This is a genomic window from Candidatus Phytoplasma pyri (assembly GCF_046600495.1).
Lineage (GTDB): Bacteria > Bacillota_I > Bacilli_A > Acholeplasmatales > Acholeplasmataceae > Phytoplasma > Phytoplasma pyri.
In genome coordinates this window covers 202,417-224,003 of sequence record NZ_JBKIOZ010000001.1, presented here as the reverse complement: position 1 = coordinate 224,003, position 21,587 = coordinate 202,417, and the positions used below count along the sequence as shown (strand labels likewise).

Below are 21,587 nucleotides of genomic sequence, written 5' to 3'. Positions count from 1 at the left end.
AAAATTAAAAATAAATAATGTCAGAACAATAATTAAATTAAATTACATATCATCAAAATTTATTATAACATAATAAAAATGATATTTTATTATTAAATTAAAAATATCGAATATTTTAACTATTTTATTAAATATTTTTTATATTTTTAAAGGAAATTTTTTTGATAATGTAATAACTTTTTGTTTTAAATGGTTCAAATAATTTAAATCATTATGATTTTTTATTGCTTCATCAATAAAATCAGATACTTGTGCAAATTCATTTTCTTTAAAACCTCTAGTGGTCATCGCAGGAGTACCAATTCTAATACCGCTCGTTACAAGAGGTGGTTCTTTATCAAAAGGAATAACATTTTTATTTGCTACAATATTAACTTGATTTAAAATATCAGATATTTTTTTACCAGTAAAATTTAGATTTTTACTTTTTACATCTACTAAAAATAAATGATTTTCAGTACCTTTACTAATTATTCGATAACCTTTTTTTTTTAAATTTTCAGCAAAAAAGAAAGCATTTTTAAGTATTTGTTTTTGATATTTAATAAAATCAGATTGCAAAGCTTCTTTAAAAGCTACAGCTTTAGCTGCTATTACATGCATTAAAGGTCCACCTTGACCACCAGGGAAAACAGCTTTATTAATTTTTTGTATTATTTCTTTACTATTAGTTAAAATTAATCCTCCTCTGGGCCCTCTTAAAGTTTTATGTGTAGTTGATGTTACTACATCAGCTTCAGCCTCTAAAGGACAAGGGTGTAAACCACTAGCTACTAAACCTGAGATATGTGCTATGTCTGCCATTAAATAAGCATTAACTTTATTGGCAATTTTACGAAAAGCTTTAAAATCAATAATTTTTGAATATGAAGAATATCCTGTAATAATTAATTTTGGTTTAACATTCAAAGCTATTTTTTCAACTTCTTCATAATCAATTGTTTCTGTTTTAGGATTTAATCCATAAAAATAAGATTCATAATACTTTCCAGAAAAATTTACTTTACTACCATGTGTCAAATGTCCACCATCTGACAAAGATAAACCTAAAATTTTATCATTAGGTTTTAATAAAGCTTGGAAAACAGCCATGTTTGCTTGTGAACCAGAATGAGGTTGAACATTAGCATATTTAGCTTTAAAAAGATCAGTAACTCTTTGAATAGCTATTTTTTCTATTTCATCAATATAATTACAACCATTATAAAATCTTTTTTCAGGATAACCTTCTGCATATTTATTTGTTAATATTGTTCCTTGAGTTTTTAAAACATCTTGTGAAACAAAATTTTCCGAAGCAATTAAATTTATAGTTTCTTTTTGACGTTTTTCTTCTAATTTAATTTGTTCAAATATTTCTTGATCTTTTATATAAAAATTATTTATTTCTTGATTCATACTTAAAAAAACCTCTTTTTTTAATAAAAAATATTATTTTTTTATTTTATTAAATAATTTTAGAAAGATTAAAAAAATAAATAAAAGACTATTGAAAATATTTATAGTCTAATTATATTATTTCATTTTAAAATTATAAATTTTATATCAATTTATTTTTTAAATTATGATATTTTATAATAATTAATTATTATTTTATATAAAATAATTTATAAAAAAAACAACAACAGAACCAAAAAATATATTTACTGCACTTAATAATAAATACTTTAAAACATTTTTATATTTAAAATTATTATTAGATGTTGTCGTAACAATAACTTCTGGATTAATATTATCAACTGAAGATAAATTTATTTCATTGTAAAAAGGATTATTTGTGTTTTGTGAATTAGATGTCTCGGGCAACTCAGACATTGATAAAAAATTTACACTAGGATTAATTTTATTTTGATTTTTACTAGTAATAACTTCAAAAAAAGCATACATTTTATTATTATTTTGATTTATTTTTTCTGGTTTGGATGGTGTTTTTTCTTTTTCTAAATTTTTTTCTATAGATAAATCAATGTTTTTTGTTAATTCTTTCTCTTCAACGGCGGCACAAATATATAATATATTTTGATTATAATTAATAAAAAATAAAATTAAAATAATAAAAAATTTATTTAAAAAATAAAACTTTTTATTAAAAATTTTTTTCATTTTTTTATAAAAACCCACTCTCTATTTTGAAATTTGAGTAATTTTAAATTTTATAATCTAATTTTAACAATTATATTATAACAAAATTAAATTATTTAGTTTAAATTTTATTTTAAAAAATGTTATAATTTATTTAAAAGTTTAAATAAATTATTAAATAAGGTGGTCAAATAAAATGGAGATATGTCCCCAAATTAAATATATTTTAATTAGTGATAAAAAAAACTTATATAAAATTAATAATTTTTTAAAAAACCAAGGTTTGAAAAAAGATATTGTTGATGATTTTGGAGTAATTTTTGCGGAAAATCAAGAAATTATTGGGACAGTCGGCAGATATCGTAACAATTTAAAATGTTTAGCGATTGCCCAAGAATATCAAAACCACAATATTGCTAATCAATTAATTACTTTTATGATAGAAAAAATTTATCAAAAAGGTTTTAATGAAGTTTTTGTTTTTACCAAAAATGATTATTTTTTTATTTTTAAAAATTTAGGTTTTGAATTAATTTATGGTAATGAAAATTTTGGTTTTTTTACTAACAGACATGATTTATTTTTAAAATATATTGATTATCTTCACAATCAAACTAAAATATCTTCTAATAGTGGAATTATTGTTATTAATGCTAATCCTTTTACCAAAGGACATGAATATTTAATTAAACAATCTTTAAAAATAAGTGACATCATTTATCTTATTGTAGTTAAAGAAGAAGGATCTTTTTTTGATTATCAAAAACGTTTAGAAATGGTTAAATTAGGGGTAAACAACATAAAAAATGTAATTGTTTTAGAAGGTAGCAATTACTTAATATCTAAAAATGTTTTCCCTTCTTATTTTTTACCTTCTACAGAAGAAGTTATTAAACAACAAACTATTTTAGATACGTATATTTTTATCAATTACATTGCCAAAGCTTTAAAAGTTAAAAAAAGATTTGTTGGAGAAGAACCTTATTCTCTAACTACTTATCATTATAATAATACTATGAAAAATATTTTAAAACAAAATAATCTAGAATTAATTATATTTCCGAGACTTAAATTTAAAAATAAATATATTTCAGCTACTCAAGTTAGAAAATTATTTGTTTTAGGTCAATTTGATAAATTATCATCTTTAATCCCGGAAACAACTTTAAATTATTTAAAAAAATTAAATTATTTAGAATATAAAAATAATGTTGATTTAATGAAATTAGTTGATAAACAATATTAATAAAATAAAAAACATCAAAAAATTTTAATTTTATTTACAAAAATTAATTAAATTAGTAGAAATTTTAAAAATTATATGTTAAAATTATGTTAAACAAATTATTTTAAATTTATAATGTATATTTAAAATAATAAATACAATTAAAATAATAATTTAATAATATTTTGCCTTTAAATAATCGGAGGATGATGTGTATATATAATTTTATATATAAATATTTAAAATATAAATTACATAAAACAATTATTATATTATCAATTTTATGTATAATGATAAATTATGTTTTTTATTGTTATTTAGAACATTATTTAAATTATATTTATTATTTTTTTTATAGTTTTTTAGATATACCAAATAAAATATATTCTAACTTTAATAAAAGAGCTTTAAACATTAATGTTAATAATCAAATATATTTTAACTTAATTAAAAAATCAATAATCAAAAACAAAAAAATACTTTAAAAAAATAATAAATATTTATATATTATAATAAAAAAATATAAAAATAAGGAGAATTATTAAAATAATGTTATCTCAAAAAGAAAAAAACCAACATCAAGAAATTAAAAATTTTCTTTTAGAAATTCAAGCAAGATATTATAAACATAATCAAATGCCCAAAAAAGAATGGTTTACTAATACCATCCCTGAATCCTGTTATTCTTCTTTAAAATTAATCAATAATAATTTAAAAAAAGAGTTAATAGTAAAATTTACTCATATAGATGAAGATAATCCAGAATTCTTTTTACAACCAAAACAAATTATTAAAGTTTTAGAATGTGAAATTTTAATTAATAATGAAGAAGGACCAAAACCTTTAATTTTAATACATGAATTTCGACACGTGAATGAAGAAGAAAGTAATAAATTTCGAAAAGATAACCATATATTATAAAAATTATTTTAATATATTATTATAATAACAAATTTTTTCGGCAATATTTAAAAATACAAAATAAATTATAGTTCAAAAAAAGCTAAACTGTTTTTTAAAACAGTTTAGCTTTTTTTGTTATCTAAATTGAACCAAATATGTTAATTTTAACAACATAGAATTAAATTTGGGTAAAAAATGAAAATTAATCTTTTATTAATTTATCAATTAATTTTATTGTTAATAAAAATTTACAATAAAAAATAAATTATCAAAAAAATAAAATTAAAAATGATATTAAAATAGTTTTTATAAAAAAATTATTATAATACGATTAAAATATAAAAAAATAGTAATTTTTAAAAAATAAATTCATTATTTGATTTATTTTATTTTTATAAATATTAAAAAAATTTATTATAATTTAATTAATCATACTATTTTTTAAATAATAGATAAATAAATAATTTTAAATAAAAAATATTAAAGAAAAAAATTTGTTTTTTCTTTAATATTTTTATGTTTATTATTTTTATTTGAAAGTACCTTCAACTGCTTCTTTAGTATGTAAATTAATTGCTGCTAATAATTTTATTGATTTTTGTTCTGTTAAAAATGGACTTTTTTCATTCCAAACGCCACTATTTTCCATTAGTGCCTCATCAATTTTAAATTCAATTTTTAATTTTATTTTGCGACTTTTTTTATATTGATCTTTAAATTTTTCATATAAACTAGAATTTCTTTGTACGTCTTCTTTAGAAAAAACTTTATTTTCTCCTTGTAACTTTGTAGCGCCTCCTTGTATTAATCCTATTTGTTGTGAATTTGAATCTTGTTGTATAGAGTTTGTTACAGTAAAAGTTTGGCCATTATTTTCTGAAAACTCCCAAGTGTGGTTTAATATTTCCAAATATTGGCAATCTTCTTCTTGCATTTCTGTTGTTGAATCTTGTGAATTTTTTTTCATAATTTTAAATTGAGTTATGTTGTCTAAAACAACATTTAAACTAGTTTGAGCACGAACATGGTCAGCTAATTGTATTTCATAAACTTTTGTAAATTTTCCATCATTTTTAAGTTTAGGATAATCTTCAACAAATAAAATAGTTCCCTCGTTTGTGTTTAATGAAGTCTTCCCATGGTTTTCCCATCCTATTGAATGTGTACTTTCATCAGTTTCTTTAATTATGAATTCGCTGTCTTTTTTTCTTTCACTAACAGGTGGTCTTTTTGTTATTTCAATATTTGCTTTTAACATTCTTTGATAATTTGCCATAAGAGTTCCAGAAACAGATATAATGATTATTAAAGGCAAAGTCAATAATAATATAATTATGATTTGCTTGATAATTTTTTTATTATTTTTAACCATTTTTTACTTCTTTCTTTTTTTATTTTTTTTAAATTATTTTGTATTTTTTATTTGCCATTTTCTTTGATCCATTATTTCTTGCTGTTTATTAATAAAAACATCTCGTAAATCTTCCATAATAATTTGTTTTGGTGTTGCAGAATTTTCCTTATTTCTTTTAATTGCTTTAATAATTGATATTCTTATAAATGTTTCCATATCACGGAATGTTTGTAATTCAGGAAAATTTTCAATTTCATTCGCTATTGTATCAATTAAATAACGAATTGCATCTTCTGATATTAAATTATCTCTTTTTAATTTTTGAATAAGTACTTGATTAAAATATTTTTTTCGACTTTGTAAATCTAAAGGTTTTACTTCTATTTTGTAATCAAAACGAGATAAAATAGCATTGTCTATATCTTCTAAATGATTTGTTGTTCCAATCCAAAAAACTTGTTTTTGATTATTTTGATTTTCAATAGAAGTAAAAGAATTTTTAAACTTTGTAACAATATTTTTAGTAGATTGGTTTTCAGCTTTTTTCAAACTACCCCAAGTATTTTCGCATTCATCAATACAAACAATAACTCCTCCATCCATACTTTGTGTTTTTTTAAATAAAGCATTTACCATTTTAATGCCTTCTTTAGTATTATATTTTTGAAAATTAGTTCCATCAATCTCAATATAGTGAAAATTTGTTGTTTTAGCAAGAGCTCTAGCAAGTGTTGTTTTTCCTGTACCCGGAACTCCATGAAAAATAACTCCAGTTGGAGGTTTTTGTTTAAATTCTCGTAAAGAAATAGAATAAGACATGCAAGTTTGTAAATCACTTAGAGCTGATTTTTCTTGTTGTAAACCAATTAATTCGTCTAAACCCATTAGTTTTTGATATTTAGAATCACCAACTCTACATATCAATTTATCTATTTCTTCTTCATATTCTGTTAAATTTTCATTAATATTTTCTCCTCCCATTTGTGTGACAATGTTTTGCATTTGGGACTTAAAATTTTCATTTGTTTGATTTTGTAATGATTTTAAATTTTCATAATATTCTCTATAATATTTTTTTAAATATTTTTCGATTTCTTCTAATGTATCATCATCTAATTTTATTGAATTGGTTGATTCTATTTTAGATTTTTTTTTATTAAAATCTAAAAATCCCAATGTTTGTAATATATAAAATAAAGCACAAATAGCAATAATAATTAACAATAAAAATAAAATAATATTATATATATTAAATTTTAATTTTTTTTTTTTCAAGAAGTATCAACTCTTCTTCCCATAATTATTTATTTAATATTTTTTATTTAAAATTTTTTTATTTAAATAAAAATTAATTATTTGGATATAATCTACTATTAAGAAATTTTTTAAATTCCTCTTGTTTTGACTCTAATGTTTGTGAATTTTCTAAAATTTTTCTTATTTCTTCATATTTTAATAATGTTTCTTGTTCTTTTTTTATTTCTATTGTGTTAAAATAGTATATTTCTTCTTGTTGATCTTGATTTTTTAATTTACCTCTAAATTTTTTATTAGTTTCATCTTCAAGTTCTAATTTGGGAATCTCATTAATTGGTTTTTTTTTAATTACTATTTCTTCTTCTGCAAAATCTCTATATTTGTTAAAATCCATGATATAAACATCATCTTTAAACTGAATTAAATCAAAAACTCTAAAATCTTCCCAAATAGTACTTCTCAACGAAAATTTAAATTTTTTATCTTTTACATCAATTACTAATAATATATCTGTTTTACAATCAAATTTATCATTTTTTTCATTAATAATATATTTTTCTTTTTCATTAATAATATATTGTTTATTTTTTTCATTAATAATATATTTATCAATTCTTTTATAATTATCATTATTTTTAAAATATAAATATTGCATTATTTGATGCAAAGTGTATTTATTTTTTTTTATTTCTGATTCTTTAAAAATTTCTTTTAAAAATCCTTCTTTTTGTTCTAATTGAATTAACATTTCTTGAAACATTTCTTGAGAAGTATAAAATGTATCTTTTTTAAAAATTTTTGTAAAACCTTCATCTAAAAAATTGGTATCATTCATTATTTTTTCATTAGTAGTAGTATGTTGTTGTTTATAGCCTTTACGAATACAAATTTCTTCCCACAATTTTTGATACATTATTTTATAATCAAATTCATTTTTAGCTAAAATCTCAAATTTAACTTCAATTTTTTTTTCATAATTATTTGCGGAAGCAATAAATGTTGATTGTATTAATAACAAAGAAAATAAAAAAAAAGAAATAAACATATATTTTATTTTTTTAATTTTATTCATATTTAACTCTTTATTTCATAAATTATTTTTATATTGAAATAATTAATTTTAGCTTTTTTTATTTTAATTATAGTTTTAATTTTTAATTTATTTTGAAATAATTATTTTTTTTTCATATTCCTTTCATATCCCAAAATTTTAATTTTATTTAAACCAATAAGTAAAGAAATAGTAAAAATAAAAGTAAAAGAAATAGTCATAATTATTAAAATATATTGATTTGTTTTTTCTTTTGCTTTTAATTCTTCTTTGAATTTTTTTAATTCTTCTTGGATTTTTTTTAATTCTTCTTCTTCTTTTGCTTTTAATTCTTTTTTGAATTTTTTTAATTTTATTTTATCTTTTTTTATTTTTTCTTCTATTGATTGATCAGAAGGAGGATTTTGTACTGAAACAGTTTCTGTTACTTGTGGTTTCAATGTTAAATTTTCTCGTTCTATTTTTAATTTTGTTAATATTTCAGTTTGATTTTGTATCTCTTTTTGTATATCATTTATAGATTCTTTTTTTATCTCTTTTAAGGATGATCTTTGTGAATTTATTTCGTCTTGCAATTCAATAATTCTTTTTTTTTTGTTTTCTAATCTTTCGTCTGTTTTATCAATGTCTTGTTGTAAAGATTTTTTTTCATTTTGTAAAGAATTTATTTTTTCATAAAGATCGTTTTTTGTGCTTTGTAATGTTGAATTTCCGACTGTTTCTAATACTTCATCAATTTTTTTTACAAAAGAAATGGGATTTTCTTTTATAAAATTATTACCAGGCATTTTATATAAAAGATATAAATTAAAAAAAGAAAATAAAAAAATATGAAATAAAATTAATATACTTTTAACTATTTTAAATATGTAAAATATAAAAGAATTATTATTTTTTTTTGTCTTTTTTCTTTTAGGTTTTTTTTTGGTTACTTGTGGTGGTAAAAATTTTTTAATTTCAAATTTATATTTACCTTCTTTCTTTATAAATAATGTTAATTTTAAAATATATTTTAATCATATTTAAAAATATTTAAAAGATAAAGTTTTTTTGAAATTCAAGTTATTTTAATTATTTTTTTAAAAAAATTTTTATAATAAATCGCGTAAATAATAAAAATAAAATGCTTTTTTATTAATAATATTTAACTTTATATTTACATGTTAACATAAAAAAATTTCAATTACAAATGAAATGATAAAAATAACATCATAATATTATAAAAACTAAAGTTTCTTAAAAAAATAAAAATAATTTATTACATTAATTTTCTTGTATTAATGCTAAATAAAATTTATTAATCGTGTTTTAAAAAAATTACTAATAATTATATTTTTTTTATAGATCTTAATAATATGAAATTCATTAATTAAACGTTTTTTTACATTTAACTAAAATACAAAAATAAGCAATAAAATTAGTTTTTTATATTTTTTTAATAATTATTCTAACTTTATTAAATCAAATTTTTGTAGTTCGAAGGTTGAAAATCATTTAAATTTTTTAATAATATAATAAATTAGTTTTTAAAAAAATAAAAAATTTAATCACATTTTTTATTCTTTTTTTTAAAAAAAAAAAAGATCGATAAAATATCGATCTAATAAATTAAATTTTAAAAAATGATGTAAATAGATTTTTAAAAAAAAATAAATTTAATTAATTTTTGGTTCAAAAAAAACAAAATCACCATCTTGTAAACTTTCAGATCTCATTTTTTGATAACCATTACCTTTCATAGAAAAGTTATCCATAGTTTTAGTTTCAGTATTCAAACCGTTTAAAATCACAGGATTTACTTCTTCTTTTTCAAAATAAGGATTAAAACCTAAATTCATTAAAGCTTTATTAGCATTATAACGTACAAATTTATTAACATCATTAACTAAACCTTGTTCATTATAAACACTTTTTACCAAAGCAGTCTGTTCTTTATAAAAATATTTTAATAAATCATACATCCATGTTGATAATTCATCTTTAGTTGATTTATCTAAAGAATTATAAATATTTAAAGCTAATCGAGCAATATAAACTCCATGCACACTTTCATCTCGAATAATTAAATTAATAATTTCACCTGATTGCATTAATTTACCTTGACTATAAAAAAATAAAGGATAATAAAAACCACTATAAAATAGCCAAGTTTCTAAAAAAACCGAAGCAACCATAGTTTTCCATTGATATTTTTTAAAAATTAAATCAGTTATATTTTCATCATTATATTTACGTTGAAAAATTTTTTTTTCCAAATTTTCATAAATATTAATAATTTTAATAATAATATTTTGTAAATGTTGTTGATTACTGCCCCACAAAAATAAATCATCAATTTGTTTACTATTTAATAAAGTCATAAAAATATTTGAATAACTTTTGGCATGCACTGCATTTTCCATTGCACCCATAAAATTAAGTGTCGCTTTTTTTTGATGTTCTTCTTTTGTAAATGAAGAAGAAATAATAAGCATCCCACTATCACCTTGATAAGTATCTAAAAAAGTTAAAATTAATAAATTTTTAGAATAAATATTTTGTTCAAATTTACTTAAATTTTTCCAAGTTTGTAAATCCCCTTGTAAACTAATATCTTCAGGACGCCAAAATTGACTTAAATTTTGTTCATAAAAAAAATGAGTATAAGGATCTTCTAATTGATTCCAATTGGCACCAATATATTTAATATCTTTATTTTCCATTTTTAAACTTTCTTTTTTTTATTTTTTAATTATTTTATTTAAACCCCACAAGCTTCACATTCATTAACTTTTAATTTTTGAGTTCGCGTATAATATAAAGTTTTAATACCTTGATAATGGGCATATAAATAATATTTTTGTAATTCCCTAGTGGTAATATCCGATGTAATGCCTAATTCAAAGGAAATGCCTTGATCAATATGTTTTTGAGCGGTGGCAATAACTTCAATTAAACGATATTTATTCATTTTATAAGTAGTTTCATACATAAAAGAAAATTGTTCTAAACCAGGAACCGGAAAATAGGTTTTCGAATTTCCATAAGTTCTTTCTTCAATTAATTGTTTAATTGGAGTTAAAGATGGCGTCGTACTCATAATATAACCAATTGAACCATTCGGCGCAATTGCTAAACGATGCGAATTATAAAGCCCATATTTAATCACGTTTTTTTTCAATTCGGCCCAATCTTGATTACTAGGTAATTTAATATGTTTAAAAATATTTTTTACTTTAGTGCTTTTTGGTAAAATTTCGCCGCGATTATTAAAATAACTCCCATCAGCATATTTAGATTTAGCAAAATTAAAAAATTTTTCACCAGTAGTTTTAGCTTTTTGCATGGAATGTAATAAACTATAATAATTAACAGCGTTAAAAAATACGTCGATTAAATCTAAATTCTCAGCACTACCAAAAAAAATATAATGCTTAGCAATAAATTCGTGATGACCCATAATTCCAAAGCCAACACTACGATTTAAACGATTAGCTTTGGCAACTCCCGGAACATAAGAAATATTAGTATTTAAAGCAACGGAATTCATTAATTCCATCGCCATAAACACTGTTTCTTTAATGGCGTTATTTTTAATCATATTACCCATATGACCAGAAGATAAATTACAAGAAATATCCATGCCAATTTTATCTTCTTCTCTTTTATCATAATCAGCATAATGAGAAGTAACGGTCGGTTGTAAAATTTCGGTACATAAATTAGAAAATTTAATTGGTAAATTCAACATATTATTTTTATTAACATTATCAGAATACATAATATAAGGATAACCCGATTCACCTTGTAATTGAGCAATTAAATCTAATAAATTACGCGGATTAATAATTTTCTTTTTAATTTTTGGATTTTTAACTAAAATATCATACCAATAATCCATATCAATGCTAATATCAGCAAAATTTTGACCATATTCTAAAAAAACAGTATGCGGATAAAATATATACATCATTTCATTATTTTTAGCTAATTCTAACATTTTATCCGGAATTACAACTCCAAGCGATAAAGTTTTAACTCGCACATCTTCATCAGCATTTAATTTTTTAGTATTTAAAAAATCTTTAATATCGGCATGAAAAACATTTAAATAAACTGCCCCAGCACCATTTCTTTGACCCATTTGATCAGCATATCGAAACCCATGATCCAGTAATTTACAAACTCCAACTACTCCTTTACAAACATTAGCATTTTTTTTAATTGTTTCGCCTTTGGCTCTTAAATTACTTAAATTAATGGAAACTCCGCCACCAATTTTCGAAAGTTGCATCGAAAATTCAAAAATACGGGCAATATCATTTAATGAATCACCACCTTCAATTAAAAAACAAGAAACAAATTCGCCACGATATTTTTTTCCACTATTAAGTAAAGTTGGAGTAGCAGGAGTGAAATTTTGTTGAATTAATGATTTGATTAATTTTTTAGCTAACCCAAAATCACCATGGGCATGATACAAAGCATTAATAACTAAACGATCTTCATAAGTTTCTAAATATTTGGTTTTATTTCTATTTTTTAAAGCATAATCATTATAAAATTTAAAAATACCCATAAAACTAGCGAATTGAAATTTTTCGGCATAAGCTATTTGATAGATAGTTTTGATTTGTTCATAAGTATAATGATTAAAAAAATCTTTTTCGTAATAATTATTTTCTAATAAATATTCTATTTTAGCTTTTAAACTAGAAAAATATTTTAATTTCGGTTTTACTTCTTCTTTCAAATAAACTTCTAATGCTTCTTCATCTTTTTTTAAATCTTTAATATTCCCGTTTTCATCAATAACTTGATTATTCAACATAATCCATTTAGGAATCACATTTTTTTGACCATTTTTATAAATATAATTAGATAACCATTTTTTCAAATACAAAACATCTTCTTCAAAACCACTACCTTCAAACTTTAAAACTAAAGGAATTTTAAAATTAGAAGCAATTAAATCTCCTGCCATACCAAAATTAGAACCCCAATTTTTATTTCCGGAAACAGCAACACCTATAGTTGAAGCAGAATGTTTATCTAAAAAAATTTTAGTTTCATTTGGAATTTCACCAAAATTTACACTTTTAGTAATAAGAAAAATAGGAAGACCATTTATCAAATGTTCTTTTAGTTCTAAATTATATAAATGGTCTTTTACATGATAAAAAGAATAATTTAAATTTTTTGCCATATTATAAACTTGACCATACTTTAAACCATCATAAACAATTTTTATCATTTTATAAATCCCCCGGACAAAAATTTATATTAATTTACATATTTAAAAATATTATATTAATATTATATCATAGTTAAAATAGTATTTAAAAATAATAACAAAATCAAAATATTCAATTAACTAAAATTTTTAAAAAAATAAAAAATAATTATAATAAAAAAACACTCTATTAAGAATGTTTTTTATTATAATTACTAAATATTTATTTTTGTTATTATTATATTATTCAAAAAATAAAATCTTTATTGTTTAAAAAATAAAATATCTTTATTATTTAAACAATAAAGATTTTAAAATATTAATTTTGGTGGAGATGATGGGATTCGAACCCATGTATAATATCAATCTTTTTTATATTTTCTACATATTTAGTTTTTTTTAAAATTTTTAATTTAATATAAAAAAACAAAAAATTAAATTAAATGAAAAAAAATAAAAATAAATGTCAAATATTTAAAAATACATTTAATAAAACTTTAGAATAAATTTTATTGATAATAAATTAAAACTATTAAAAAAATATATTATATTATATTTAAAAATTTTTCAAGTTATTTAAAAATTAAATCAATATTCTTGAATTTTTTTAAAATAATTATAAATAATTTTTAAAAATTTATTTTTATTATAAAACAGCTCTTCTCATCGAAGGTAAATTATTATTGAACAAATATGATGGAACAAATTTACTATCTTGTTCTTTTACTGAATGATTATTTTCGTCATTTATTTGAAACCTCAATGTTTTTACTTGCATAACCAAGATATGCTTTATAAAATCAATTGATACTAGCAAATCCAAAAACATCCCCATAACAACATTGTAACAAATTATTAAATAAACTCAAATAATAACTTATTTTTTATTATTTATTATATGATTAATAATAATTCCTATTAAATAAACAATATATACCATTAAAAAATTAATAAAAATACATACAAATATTACATCTTGACTTGTAAAAATATTTCTATCTTTTTGATATGGTAAAGATTGAAAACCATAACGATAAACTATTTCTCCTAAACCATTAATACCAATAGGACCTAAAACACTCGCATATGCTAAGCAACTAATAAAAAGTGATATTGTTTTAAAAATTATACTCTGAATAGATTCTCTTATTATAAAATATCTTATAAATTGCAGTTTATTTGCACCCAACATATAAGAAGTTTCATAAATATTTTCATCCAATTCTAAAAAAATTTGTTCACAATTACGAGCAAAAATAGGAATTAATATAAAAATCAAACATAAAAGTGCAGCTTCAAAACCAAAATAAAAATTCAAATATGGACCTAAAAAAATTTTAATAATTAAAATAGAAAAAGCTAAAAAAGGAGCTGACATTAACAAATTAAAAATAAAATTTATAAAATAATAAATTTTATTTTTAAAATATGTTTTTTTTATTCTAATCATATATAAAAAAATTCCTAAAAATAAACCTATAAAAAAAGAAAAAAAAGTAGCTGGTAATATCAATTTTAAAGTTTCTAAAAAACCATTTAAAATTAAATAAGATTCTCCTTTGTTTGGGTTAACTGTTGGTTCTTTATAAAACAAAACTGCTAAAAATCTTTCAAAAAAATTTTCCATAATATCTTCTATATTTTCATAATATCTTCTATATTTTGCATAATTTTGTCTATATCATCTTTGTTATTAATAATAATTTGTGTATTTGGAAATTGTTCATCACAAAATTTAATTATTTCATCTTGTTGTAAAGATTCTTTTAAATATTTTATTTTTTCACTATCTTTATTATCTTCTCTTGACATTAAAGTAATTGAAAAAATATTAAATTCTTTTTTTTTTAACAAAAATTCATCATTGTTATTATTATCATTAATTATTTTTTCATAATTATTATCGTTCATAAAATTAGGGTAATTAACAGCTAATTTATATTCACTTTGTTGTTTAAATGCATGCGGTATTTGTCCATAAGTTTTACATTCAAAATTTTCATTTTTTAATTTAGAATCAGATTTTAAATCATTTAAAGAATAAAACATAGATGTTGACAAATCATTTTTATCATTTAATTCTACTAAACCATATTCTTTCAAATAAAGTAAAGCAAAATGTACATTTGTAGGATCATTCGGAATTAATACTTTAAAATTATCATTAACTGAAAAACTTTTTAGATCGAAATTATCATTTTTATGTTTATAAATACCAAATTTAGCAACATAAAAAGGCTGAATTGGAATAATATTACTCCATTTATTTTGATGTCTTTGATTATCTAAAAGCCAAGGAGTATGACATGATATAACAGCATCAGCTTGTTTATTTTCCACTAAATCAATTGTTCCAGGAAAATTATTTGAAAGTAGTTGAACTTGTAATTCGATATTATATTTTTTTGCTAAATAATCTTTACACGAAGAATTTAAAATGCTTTCAACTTTTGGTAAAGCTGTTACTACTTTAAAAATTTTATTTGGTTTTATATAATTAGTTTTATTTGATTTTTTATTACTAATTCCAGTAGTAAATACATTAGCAAACAAAATTCCAATTAAAATCGATAATAAAACAAAAATAAAAATAAAAAATAATTGAACTTTATTTAATTTTTTAATTTGATTTATAAAATCTTTTAATTTGTTCATTATATGAAATATATTTTATACTCCTTTTTATTTTTTCTTTATAGTTTTTTTAATATTTAATTTTTATTTTTATCAAATTTAAAATATGAAAACTTAAATATTATAAATATGCCATTTATAAATATACCATACATAATTTTTTTTATATAATTTATATATTTTCAAATAAATATAAAATTTAAAAATGTAAATTTAACTTTTAAAACATTTTAATTTTTTTTAAATAAACAAATAATTTAATTTTTATTTCTAAAAATAAAAATTAAATATTATCTTTTAAATTATATAATTTTACCAATATTCTTTGTTATTACTTATGTTTAAATAACAATAATTTTAAATAAATATTTTCCAACACAAATTCTTTTTTTATCTTCTAATAAATTTCTATACATTTCTAATTATTTAGTTTTTATAAGCAAGAATAAATTAAAAATAAAAATAATTAAAAAATGTTTTAAATTTTTTGATTAAATCATTAATTAAACGTACTTTTAACAATATTAATAATCTTATAAAATTGATTAATAAATTAATAAATAATTTAAAATTAAATTTTCTTTAGTAAAATTTCAATAATTTTTAAATCAAATAAAATTTAAAAAATTGAAATTTTAAAAATTAGGAACATTAGACACTTATTTTTTTTTAAAAATTTAAAAAAATGTTCCTAATTTTTTTAAACAAGTAATTTACGAATAATAAAATTCATTCTAGGAACAATTTTTAAAATGTTCCTAAATTAAAAAAATTGTTCCTAACTTAATATTTTTTATTAATTAATAAATAAAAACAAATTATTTAAGTAATAAAAAAATGTTCCTAAATTGTTAAAATTAGTAAATGTTTTTAAAAAAAATAAGGAACATTTAAATTTTTATTTTATTTTTAAAAACAAAAAAAATTTTATTATTTTATTTTAAAAAATGTGTTTAAAAAAATATAAAAAATTTTATATCTTCTTTTTATGTTCCTATAATGTTCCTATAATGTTCCTATAATGTTCCTATAATGTTCCTATAATTTTGATTTTTAAACATAAAATACTTGTAAAAAAAAAATAAGAACATAAAAAGAGGTTTATAATAATAATAATAATTAATATATTAAATAAATAAATAAAAAAAATTTTTTTAAAAAAAAATAAAAAAATAAAAAAATAAAAATATGTTAATATTATTGTTATAGAAAGAAAAAAAAATAATTATAAAATTTAAAATTTATAAATAATTAATAATTAGAATTGAAAGAGATTTAAATTTTAATAATGAAAAAATATAATTATATCTGGGAAAAAATTTTAGAAGAAATTTCAAAAATTTATAGTGATAAAGTTTTTAACGAAACCTTTAAAAATACTAAAAAAGTTTATAAATATGAAAATAAAATAATTTTTATTTTAACAGAAAATGAATTTATAAAAAATAAAATTTATAAAATTTATTTATCAAAAATAAATGAAATATCCAAAATTTTTTTTAAAGAAGAAAATTTAAATTTTAAATTTATAACCAAAAATGAAATTAACGAAATTAAAGAAGAAAAAATAGATAAAAAAGAATATAATATTTATAATTATGGAAATTTAAATCAAAAATATAATTTTAAAAATTTTATAATAGGCGAAAGCAATAAATTTGCTTTTGAGATGTCTAAAAAAATTTCAGAAAATGAAAAAATTAAAATTAACCCTCTTTATATTTTTGGAAATGTTGGACTAGGTAAAACACATTTATTACATTCGATAGGAAATAAAATTATTGAAAACAATAAAGAAAAAAAAGTTTTATATGTTAAAGCTGATGAATTTATAGAAGATTTTATTAATCAATTAAAAGAAGAAAAAATAGAAAATTTTAAATTAAAATATAGAAATATTGATGTTTTATTAATGGATGATATTCAAATAATGTCTGAAGCTAAAAGAACTCAAATAGAATTTTTTAAATTATTTGATTATCTTTATTTAAATAATAAACAAATAGTTATTACTAGTGATAAAAATACTTCAGAATTAAAAAACATAATGTCGCGTTTAATATCAAGATTTGAAGCTGGATTAATAATAGATATTAAAAAACCTGATTTTAAACATAGAATAAATATTCTAAATCAAAAAATGTATGAATTCGAAATAAAAAAAATTAAAATTAATAAAGAAATTTTAGAATTAATAGCATCTTGTTTTGTCAATAATATTAGAGAAATGGAAGGTGCTTTATTAAGACTTTTTAATTATATTCAAACTTATAAGGATGAAATTGATTTGAATATTGCTAAAGAAATTTTAAAACCACTTCTAAAAGGAAAAATAAATAATTTTAAAAATAAATCATATAAAAAAAAATATTTAGAAAAAATCAATATTATAATAAGTAGTTTTTATAATATTGAAATTAATGAATTATTGGGAAAAAAAAAACATCAAAAATATACTTTACCGCGTCATATATCAATGTATCTATCTAAAAAATTGTATAAATTTTCATATAATGAAATTGGAAATTTTTTTAAAAAAAACCATTCCGCTATTTCTAAAGGTTGTAAAAAAATTGAAAAAAATATCGAACAAAATACAGAATTTAAAAAATCAGTTGATTTTATTATAAAAAAAATAAAATCAAAAGAAGAAACTGAGGAAATATAAAAAAAATGCATTTTAAAATTAAAAAAGAAATATTTTTAGAACAACTTTTAAAAATTCAAAAAATTATTCCTCATAAAACTTTTTTTCCTATTTTTTTAGGAATTAAAATAAAAATTAAAAAAAATTTTTTAATATTAGAATCAACTGACGGCAATACATCAATTAAAATAAAAAATAAAGATTTAAAAATCAAAGAAGAAGGAAGTTTATTAATTTCAGGAAAATATTTTATTGAAATTATTAAAAAAATAAACAGTGATTTTATTGAAATGATAAAAACTGAAAATAATTCATTAAATATAAAAACACAGCTTTTAGAATATAAATTAAAATTAATGAATTTAAATTATTTTCCTAAAATTAATTTTTTTTTAGAATTTAAAGAAAAAATTGAAATTAAAGGTAATATTTTTAAAAAAATTATTAAAGAAATTAAAATATCAGCAGCCAAAGATGAAAAAAAAACAATTTTAACAGGCGTAAATTTTATTTATCAAAAACCATTTTTAAAAGTTTTATCCACTGATTATTTTCGTTTAAGTCAAAAAAAAATAAAATTAGATTTTGATTATAAAAATTTTAATATTGTAATACATTATAAAATTTTAGAAGAATTGAGTAAAATTTTAGAATATTATGAAAACGATATTTTACAAATTTATTTTAATTCTAAAAAAATGTTTTTAAAAACTGATAATTTATTTTTTCAAACAACACTTTTAGAAGGCGAATTTCCTAAAACGCAAGAAATTTTAGAAAATAATTTTATAAATAAAATTAAATTAAATAAAGAAAAATTAATTAAAACTTTAGAAAGAGTTTCTTTTATTTCAAACAAAGATATAAATGATATTAGTATTGTTAAATTAAAAATAAAAAAAGAAAAAAAAATAGAAATATCTTCTTATAATGATGAAATTGGTAATATTGTAGAAGAAATTTTGCCTTTAGAAGAAATTATAGCAGAAGAAATAGAAATATCTTTTAATGCAAAATATTTAGAAGATATTTTAAAAGTTTTTTTAGTTAAAGAAATTACTATTTCTTTTCAATCTGCTTTAAAACCTTTTATTATTACCAGTTCTGAAGATCCAACTTCTTTACATTTAATTCTTCCTTTATTAAATTAATAATTTTTATGATAATAAAAATTATTCCAAAAAATAAATTAATATAAAAAATATTAATATATTAAAATATATATATATATATATATATGAATTAATTAAAAAAAAATTAAATATTTATATTATTAAAAAAGAAAGGTAATTTTTTAACAAAATGTTGAAAAAAACAAAAATATATAACGCTGATAGCATTCAAGTTTTAGAAGGTTTAGAAGCAGTAAGAATAAGACCTGGAATGTATATTGGTTCAACAAATGAAAAAGGTTTAAATCATTTAGTTTGGGAAATTATTGATAATTCTATTGATGAATCTTTAGAAGGATATGCTAATGAAATAACACTTGAAGTTTTACCTGAAAATATTATTCGTGTAACTGATAATGGTAGAGGAATTCCTATAGATATTCACCCAAAAACTAATAAAACAGTAGTAGAAACAATTTTAACAACATTACATGCGGGTGGAAAGTTTGATAATTCTTCTTATAAAATTTCTGGAGGACTACATGGTGTTGGTGCCTCAGTAGTAAATGCTTTATCTTCCTGGTTTTTAGTTGAAATTCATTTAAAAGGTAAATTATATTTTCAAAAATATGAAAAAGGGAAACCAGTAACTGAATTAGAAATTAAAGGTAAAACTGATAAAAAAGGAACTGTTATTACTTTTTTACCAGATAATGAAATTTTTAAAGAAACTACAAATTATAATTTTGAAACTTTGAAAATAAGAATGCAACAATTAGCATTTTTGAATAAAGGTATTAAATTAATTGTTATTGATAAAAGAAAAAATATAGAAGAAAAATTTGAATTTTATTATAAAGAAGGATTAAAAGAATATATTAAACATTTAAATAAAAATAAAATAAGTTTAAACAAAGAATTTTATCAAGAAAAATTTTTTGAAAAAATGTTTTTTGAAATTGTTTTTCAATATACTGAAGTTTATAATAGTAGTATTTATTCTTTTGTTAATAATATTCCGACTCATGATGGTGGAACACATGAAGAAGGTTTTAAAATGGCTCTTAACAGAATTTTAAATAAATATGTTAAAGAAAAAAATATGTTTAAAAAAAATATTACTTTTATTAGTGAAGATACTTTAGAAGGTTTAACTGTAGTTATTTCTTTAAAACACCCTAATCCTTCTTTCGAAAGTCAAACTAAAACTAAATTTTTAAATTCTGAAGTTAGACAAATTATTTCTAAGTTTTTTGGCGAAGAATTAGAAAAATATTTATTAGAAAATCCTCAAGAAGCTAAAAAAATTATAGAAAAATGTTTTTTATCTTCTAAAGCAAGAATTGATGCTAAAAAAGCTCGTGAAGCTACAAGAAGAAAATCACCTTTAGAAACTTTAGGATTTGCTTCTAAATTAGCTGACTGTTATAATAAAAATCCACAAGAATCAGAATTATATATTGTTGAAGGTGATTCGGCTGGTGGATCTGCTAAACAAGGAAGAGATTCTAAATATCAAGCTATATTACCTTTAAAAGGAAAAGTTTTAAATGTTGAAAAAGCTCGTTTAGAAAAAATTTTAAGTAACAAGGAAATTATTTCTTTAATTCAAGCGGTAGGAACTGGTTTTGGTAAAGATTTTAATATTGAAAAAGTTCGTTATCATAGAATTATTATTATGACTGATGCTGATGTTGATGGTGCTCATATTAGAACTTTACTTTTAACTTTTTTCTTTAGAAATTTAAAAGCTTTAATTGAAAAAGGTTATATTTATTTTGCAAAATCACCTTTATATAAAATTCAATATGGTAAAAAAATAACTTATGCTTATGAAGAACAAGAATTAAAAAATATTTTAAGTCAAATAAGTGGTAAATTTTATATTCAAAGATATAAAGGTTTAGGGGAAATGAATCCTGAACAACTTTGGGAAACTACGATGAATCCAGAAACTAGAACTCTTTTGCAAGTTAATTTAGAAAATGATTTAGAATCAGACCAAGTTTTTAATATGTTAATGGGAGAAGAAGTTTCTATAAGGAAAAAATTTATTCAAGATAATGCAGTTTACGCTGATTTAGATGTTTAATAAAAAAATTTTTTAAAA

General features: G+C 19.4%; 15 protein-coding genes. 5 read left to right on the top strand and 10 right to left on the bottom strand.

Annotation, left to right across the window (positions count from 1 at the left end):
* Positions 1–138 precede the first annotated feature (138 nt).
* Positions 139–1,398, bottom strand: a complete 1,260-nt coding sequence (glyA, locus tag ACLHHF_RS01110) for a serine hydroxymethyltransferase (RefSeq protein WP_411307989.1) — start codon at positions 1,396–1,398, stop codon at positions 139–141.
* 195 nt (positions 1,399–1,593) lie between these two features.
* Positions 1,594–2,103, bottom strand: a complete 510-nt coding sequence (locus tag ACLHHF_RS01105; protein ID WP_411307988.1) for a hypothetical protein — start codon at positions 2,101–2,103, stop codon at positions 1,594–1,596.
* Positions 2,104–2,278: 175 nt separating this feature from the next.
* Between ACLHHF_RS01105 and ACLHHF_RS01100 the strand changes: the two genes are divergently transcribed.
* Together ACLHHF_RS01100 and ACLHHF_RS01095 are read left to right on the top strand one after the other, a co-directional pair.
* Positions 2,279–3,328, top strand: coding sequence for a GNAT family N-acetyltransferase (locus tag ACLHHF_RS01100; RefSeq protein ID WP_411307987.1), 1,050 nt, complete (start codon positions 2,279–2,281; stop codon positions 3,326–3,328).
* A 528-nt stretch (positions 3,329–3,856) separates the two neighbouring features.
* Complete coding sequence (locus ACLHHF_RS01095; RefSeq protein ID WP_411307986.1) at positions 3,857–4,228, top strand: hypothetical protein; 372 nt, start codon at positions 3,857–3,859, stop codon at positions 4,226–4,228.
* 511 nt (positions 4,229–4,739) lie between these two features.
* On the opposite strand, the gene ACLHHF_RS01090 is transcribed toward ACLHHF_RS01095, so the two are convergent.
* The 8 genes from ACLHHF_RS01090 to ACLHHF_RS01055 form a co-directional block, all read right to left on the bottom strand.
* Positions 4,740–5,582 carry a hypothetical protein gene (locus ACLHHF_RS01090; protein ID WP_411307985.1) on the bottom strand — a complete coding sequence of 281 codons (843 nt, stop codon included), beginning with the start codon at positions 5,580–5,582 and terminating at the stop codon, positions 4,740–4,742.
* Between the two features lie 33 nt (positions 5,583–5,615).
* Positions 5,616–6,839: an ATP-binding protein gene (locus tag ACLHHF_RS01085; RefSeq protein WP_411307984.1), complete on the bottom strand. Its 1,224-nt coding sequence runs from the start codon at positions 6,837–6,839 to the stop codon at positions 5,616–5,618.
* A gap of 73 nt (positions 6,840–6,912) precedes the next feature.
* Positions 6,913–7,893, bottom strand: a complete 981-nt coding sequence (locus ACLHHF_RS01080) for a hypothetical protein (RefSeq protein ID WP_411307983.1) — start codon at positions 7,891–7,893, stop codon at positions 6,913–6,915.
* A gap of 101 nt (positions 7,894–7,994) precedes the next feature.
* Positions 7,995–8,660, bottom strand: a complete 666-nt coding sequence (locus tag ACLHHF_RS01075; RefSeq protein WP_411307982.1) for a coiled-coil domain-containing protein — start codon at positions 8,658–8,660, stop codon at positions 7,995–7,997.
* An 867-nt stretch (positions 8,661–9,527) separates the two neighbouring features.
* On the bottom strand, positions 9,528–10,574 hold the full coding sequence (gene nrdF / locus ACLHHF_RS01070) for a class 1b ribonucleoside-diphosphate reductase subunit beta (protein WP_411307981.1): 1,047 nt from the start codon (positions 10,572–10,574) through the stop codon (positions 9,528–9,530).
* A 38-nt stretch (positions 10,575–10,612) separates the two neighbouring features.
* On the bottom strand, positions 10,613–13,105 hold the full coding sequence (nrdE, locus tag ACLHHF_RS01065) for a class 1b ribonucleoside-diphosphate reductase subunit alpha (protein ID WP_411307980.1): 2,493 nt from the start codon (positions 13,103–13,105) through the stop codon (positions 10,613–10,615).
* An 856-nt stretch (positions 13,106–13,961) separates the two neighbouring features.
* On the bottom strand, positions 13,962–14,711 hold the full coding sequence (locus ACLHHF_RS01060) for an ABC transporter permease subunit (RefSeq protein WP_411307979.1): 750 nt from the start codon (positions 14,709–14,711) through the stop codon (positions 13,962–13,964).
* 8 nt (positions 14,712–14,719) lie between these two features.
* Entirely contained in the window at positions 14,720–15,739 is a 1,020-nt protein-coding gene (locus ACLHHF_RS01055) for a MetQ/NlpA family ABC transporter substrate-binding protein (RefSeq protein ID WP_411307978.1), read from the bottom strand.
* A 1,267-nt stretch (positions 15,740–17,006) separates the two neighbouring features.
* Between ACLHHF_RS01055 and dnaA the strand changes: the two genes are divergently transcribed.
* From dnaA to gyrB, 3 genes are all read left to right on the top strand, one after another.
* Positions 17,007–18,386, top strand: coding sequence for a chromosomal replication initiator protein DnaA (dnaA, locus tag ACLHHF_RS01050; protein ID WP_411307977.1), 1,380 nt, complete (start codon positions 17,007–17,009; stop codon positions 18,384–18,386).
* Between the two features lie 5 nt (positions 18,387–18,391).
* Complete coding sequence (gene dnaN, locus ACLHHF_RS01045) at positions 18,392–19,516, top strand: DNA polymerase III subunit beta (protein ID WP_411307976.1); 1,125 nt, start codon at positions 18,392–18,394, stop codon at positions 19,514–19,516.
* A gap of 151 nt (positions 19,517–19,667) precedes the next feature.
* Positions 19,668–21,569, top strand: coding sequence for a DNA topoisomerase (ATP-hydrolyzing) subunit B (gene gyrB / locus ACLHHF_RS01040; protein ID WP_411307975.1), 1,902 nt, complete (start codon positions 19,668–19,670; stop codon positions 21,567–21,569).
* Positions 21,570–21,587: the final 18 nt, after the last annotated feature.

Bases quoted from the DNA above. Each gene is read 5' to 3' on its own strand.
- glyA (WP_411307989.1), bottom strand. From the start codon at position 1,398: ATGAATCAAGAAATAAATAATTTTTATATAAAAGATCAAGAAATATTT.
- ACLHHF_RS01105 (WP_411307988.1), bottom strand. From the start codon at position 2,103: ATGAAAAAAATTTTTAATAAAAAGTTTTATTTTTTAAATAAATTTTTT.
- ACLHHF_RS01100 (WP_411307987.1), top strand. From the start codon at position 2,279: ATGGAGATATGTCCCCAAATTAAATATATTTTAATTAGTGATAAAAAA.
- ACLHHF_RS01095 (WP_411307986.1), top strand. From the start codon at position 3,857: ATGTTATCTCAAAAAGAAAAAAACCAACATCAAGAAATTAAAAATTTT.
- ACLHHF_RS01090 (WP_411307985.1), bottom strand. From the start codon at position 5,582: ATGGTTAAAAATAATAAAAAAATTATCAAGCAAATCATAATTATATTA.
- ACLHHF_RS01080 (WP_411307983.1), bottom strand. From the start codon at position 7,893: ATGAATAAAATTAAAAAAATAAAATATATGTTTATTTCTTTTTTTTTA.
- ACLHHF_RS01075 (WP_411307982.1), bottom strand. From the start codon at position 8,660: ATGCCTGGTAATAATTTTATAAAAGAAAATCCCATTTCTTTTGTAAAA.
- nrdF (WP_411307981.1), bottom strand. From the start codon at position 10,574: ATGGAAAATAAAGATATTAAATATATTGGTGCCAATTGGAATCAATTA.
- nrdE (WP_411307980.1), bottom strand. From the start codon at position 13,105: ATGATAAAAATTGTTTATGATGGTTTAAAGTATGGTCAAGTTTATAAT.
- ACLHHF_RS01060 (WP_411307979.1), bottom strand. From the start codon at position 14,711: ATGGAAAATTTTTTTGAAAGATTTTTAGCAGTTTTGTTTTATAAAGAA.
- ACLHHF_RS01055 (WP_411307978.1), bottom strand. From the start codon at position 15,739: ATGAACAAATTAAAAGATTTTATAAATCAAATTAAAAAATTAAATAAA.
- dnaA (WP_411307977.1), top strand. From the start codon at position 17,007: ATGAAAAAATATAATTATATCTGGGAAAAAATTTTAGAAGAAATTTCA.
- dnaN (WP_411307976.1), top strand. From the start codon at position 18,392: ATGCATTTTAAAATTAAAAAAGAAATATTTTTAGAACAACTTTTAAAA.
- gyrB (WP_411307975.1), top strand. From the start codon at position 19,668: ATGTTGAAAAAAACAAAAATATATAACGCTGATAGCATTCAAGTTTTA.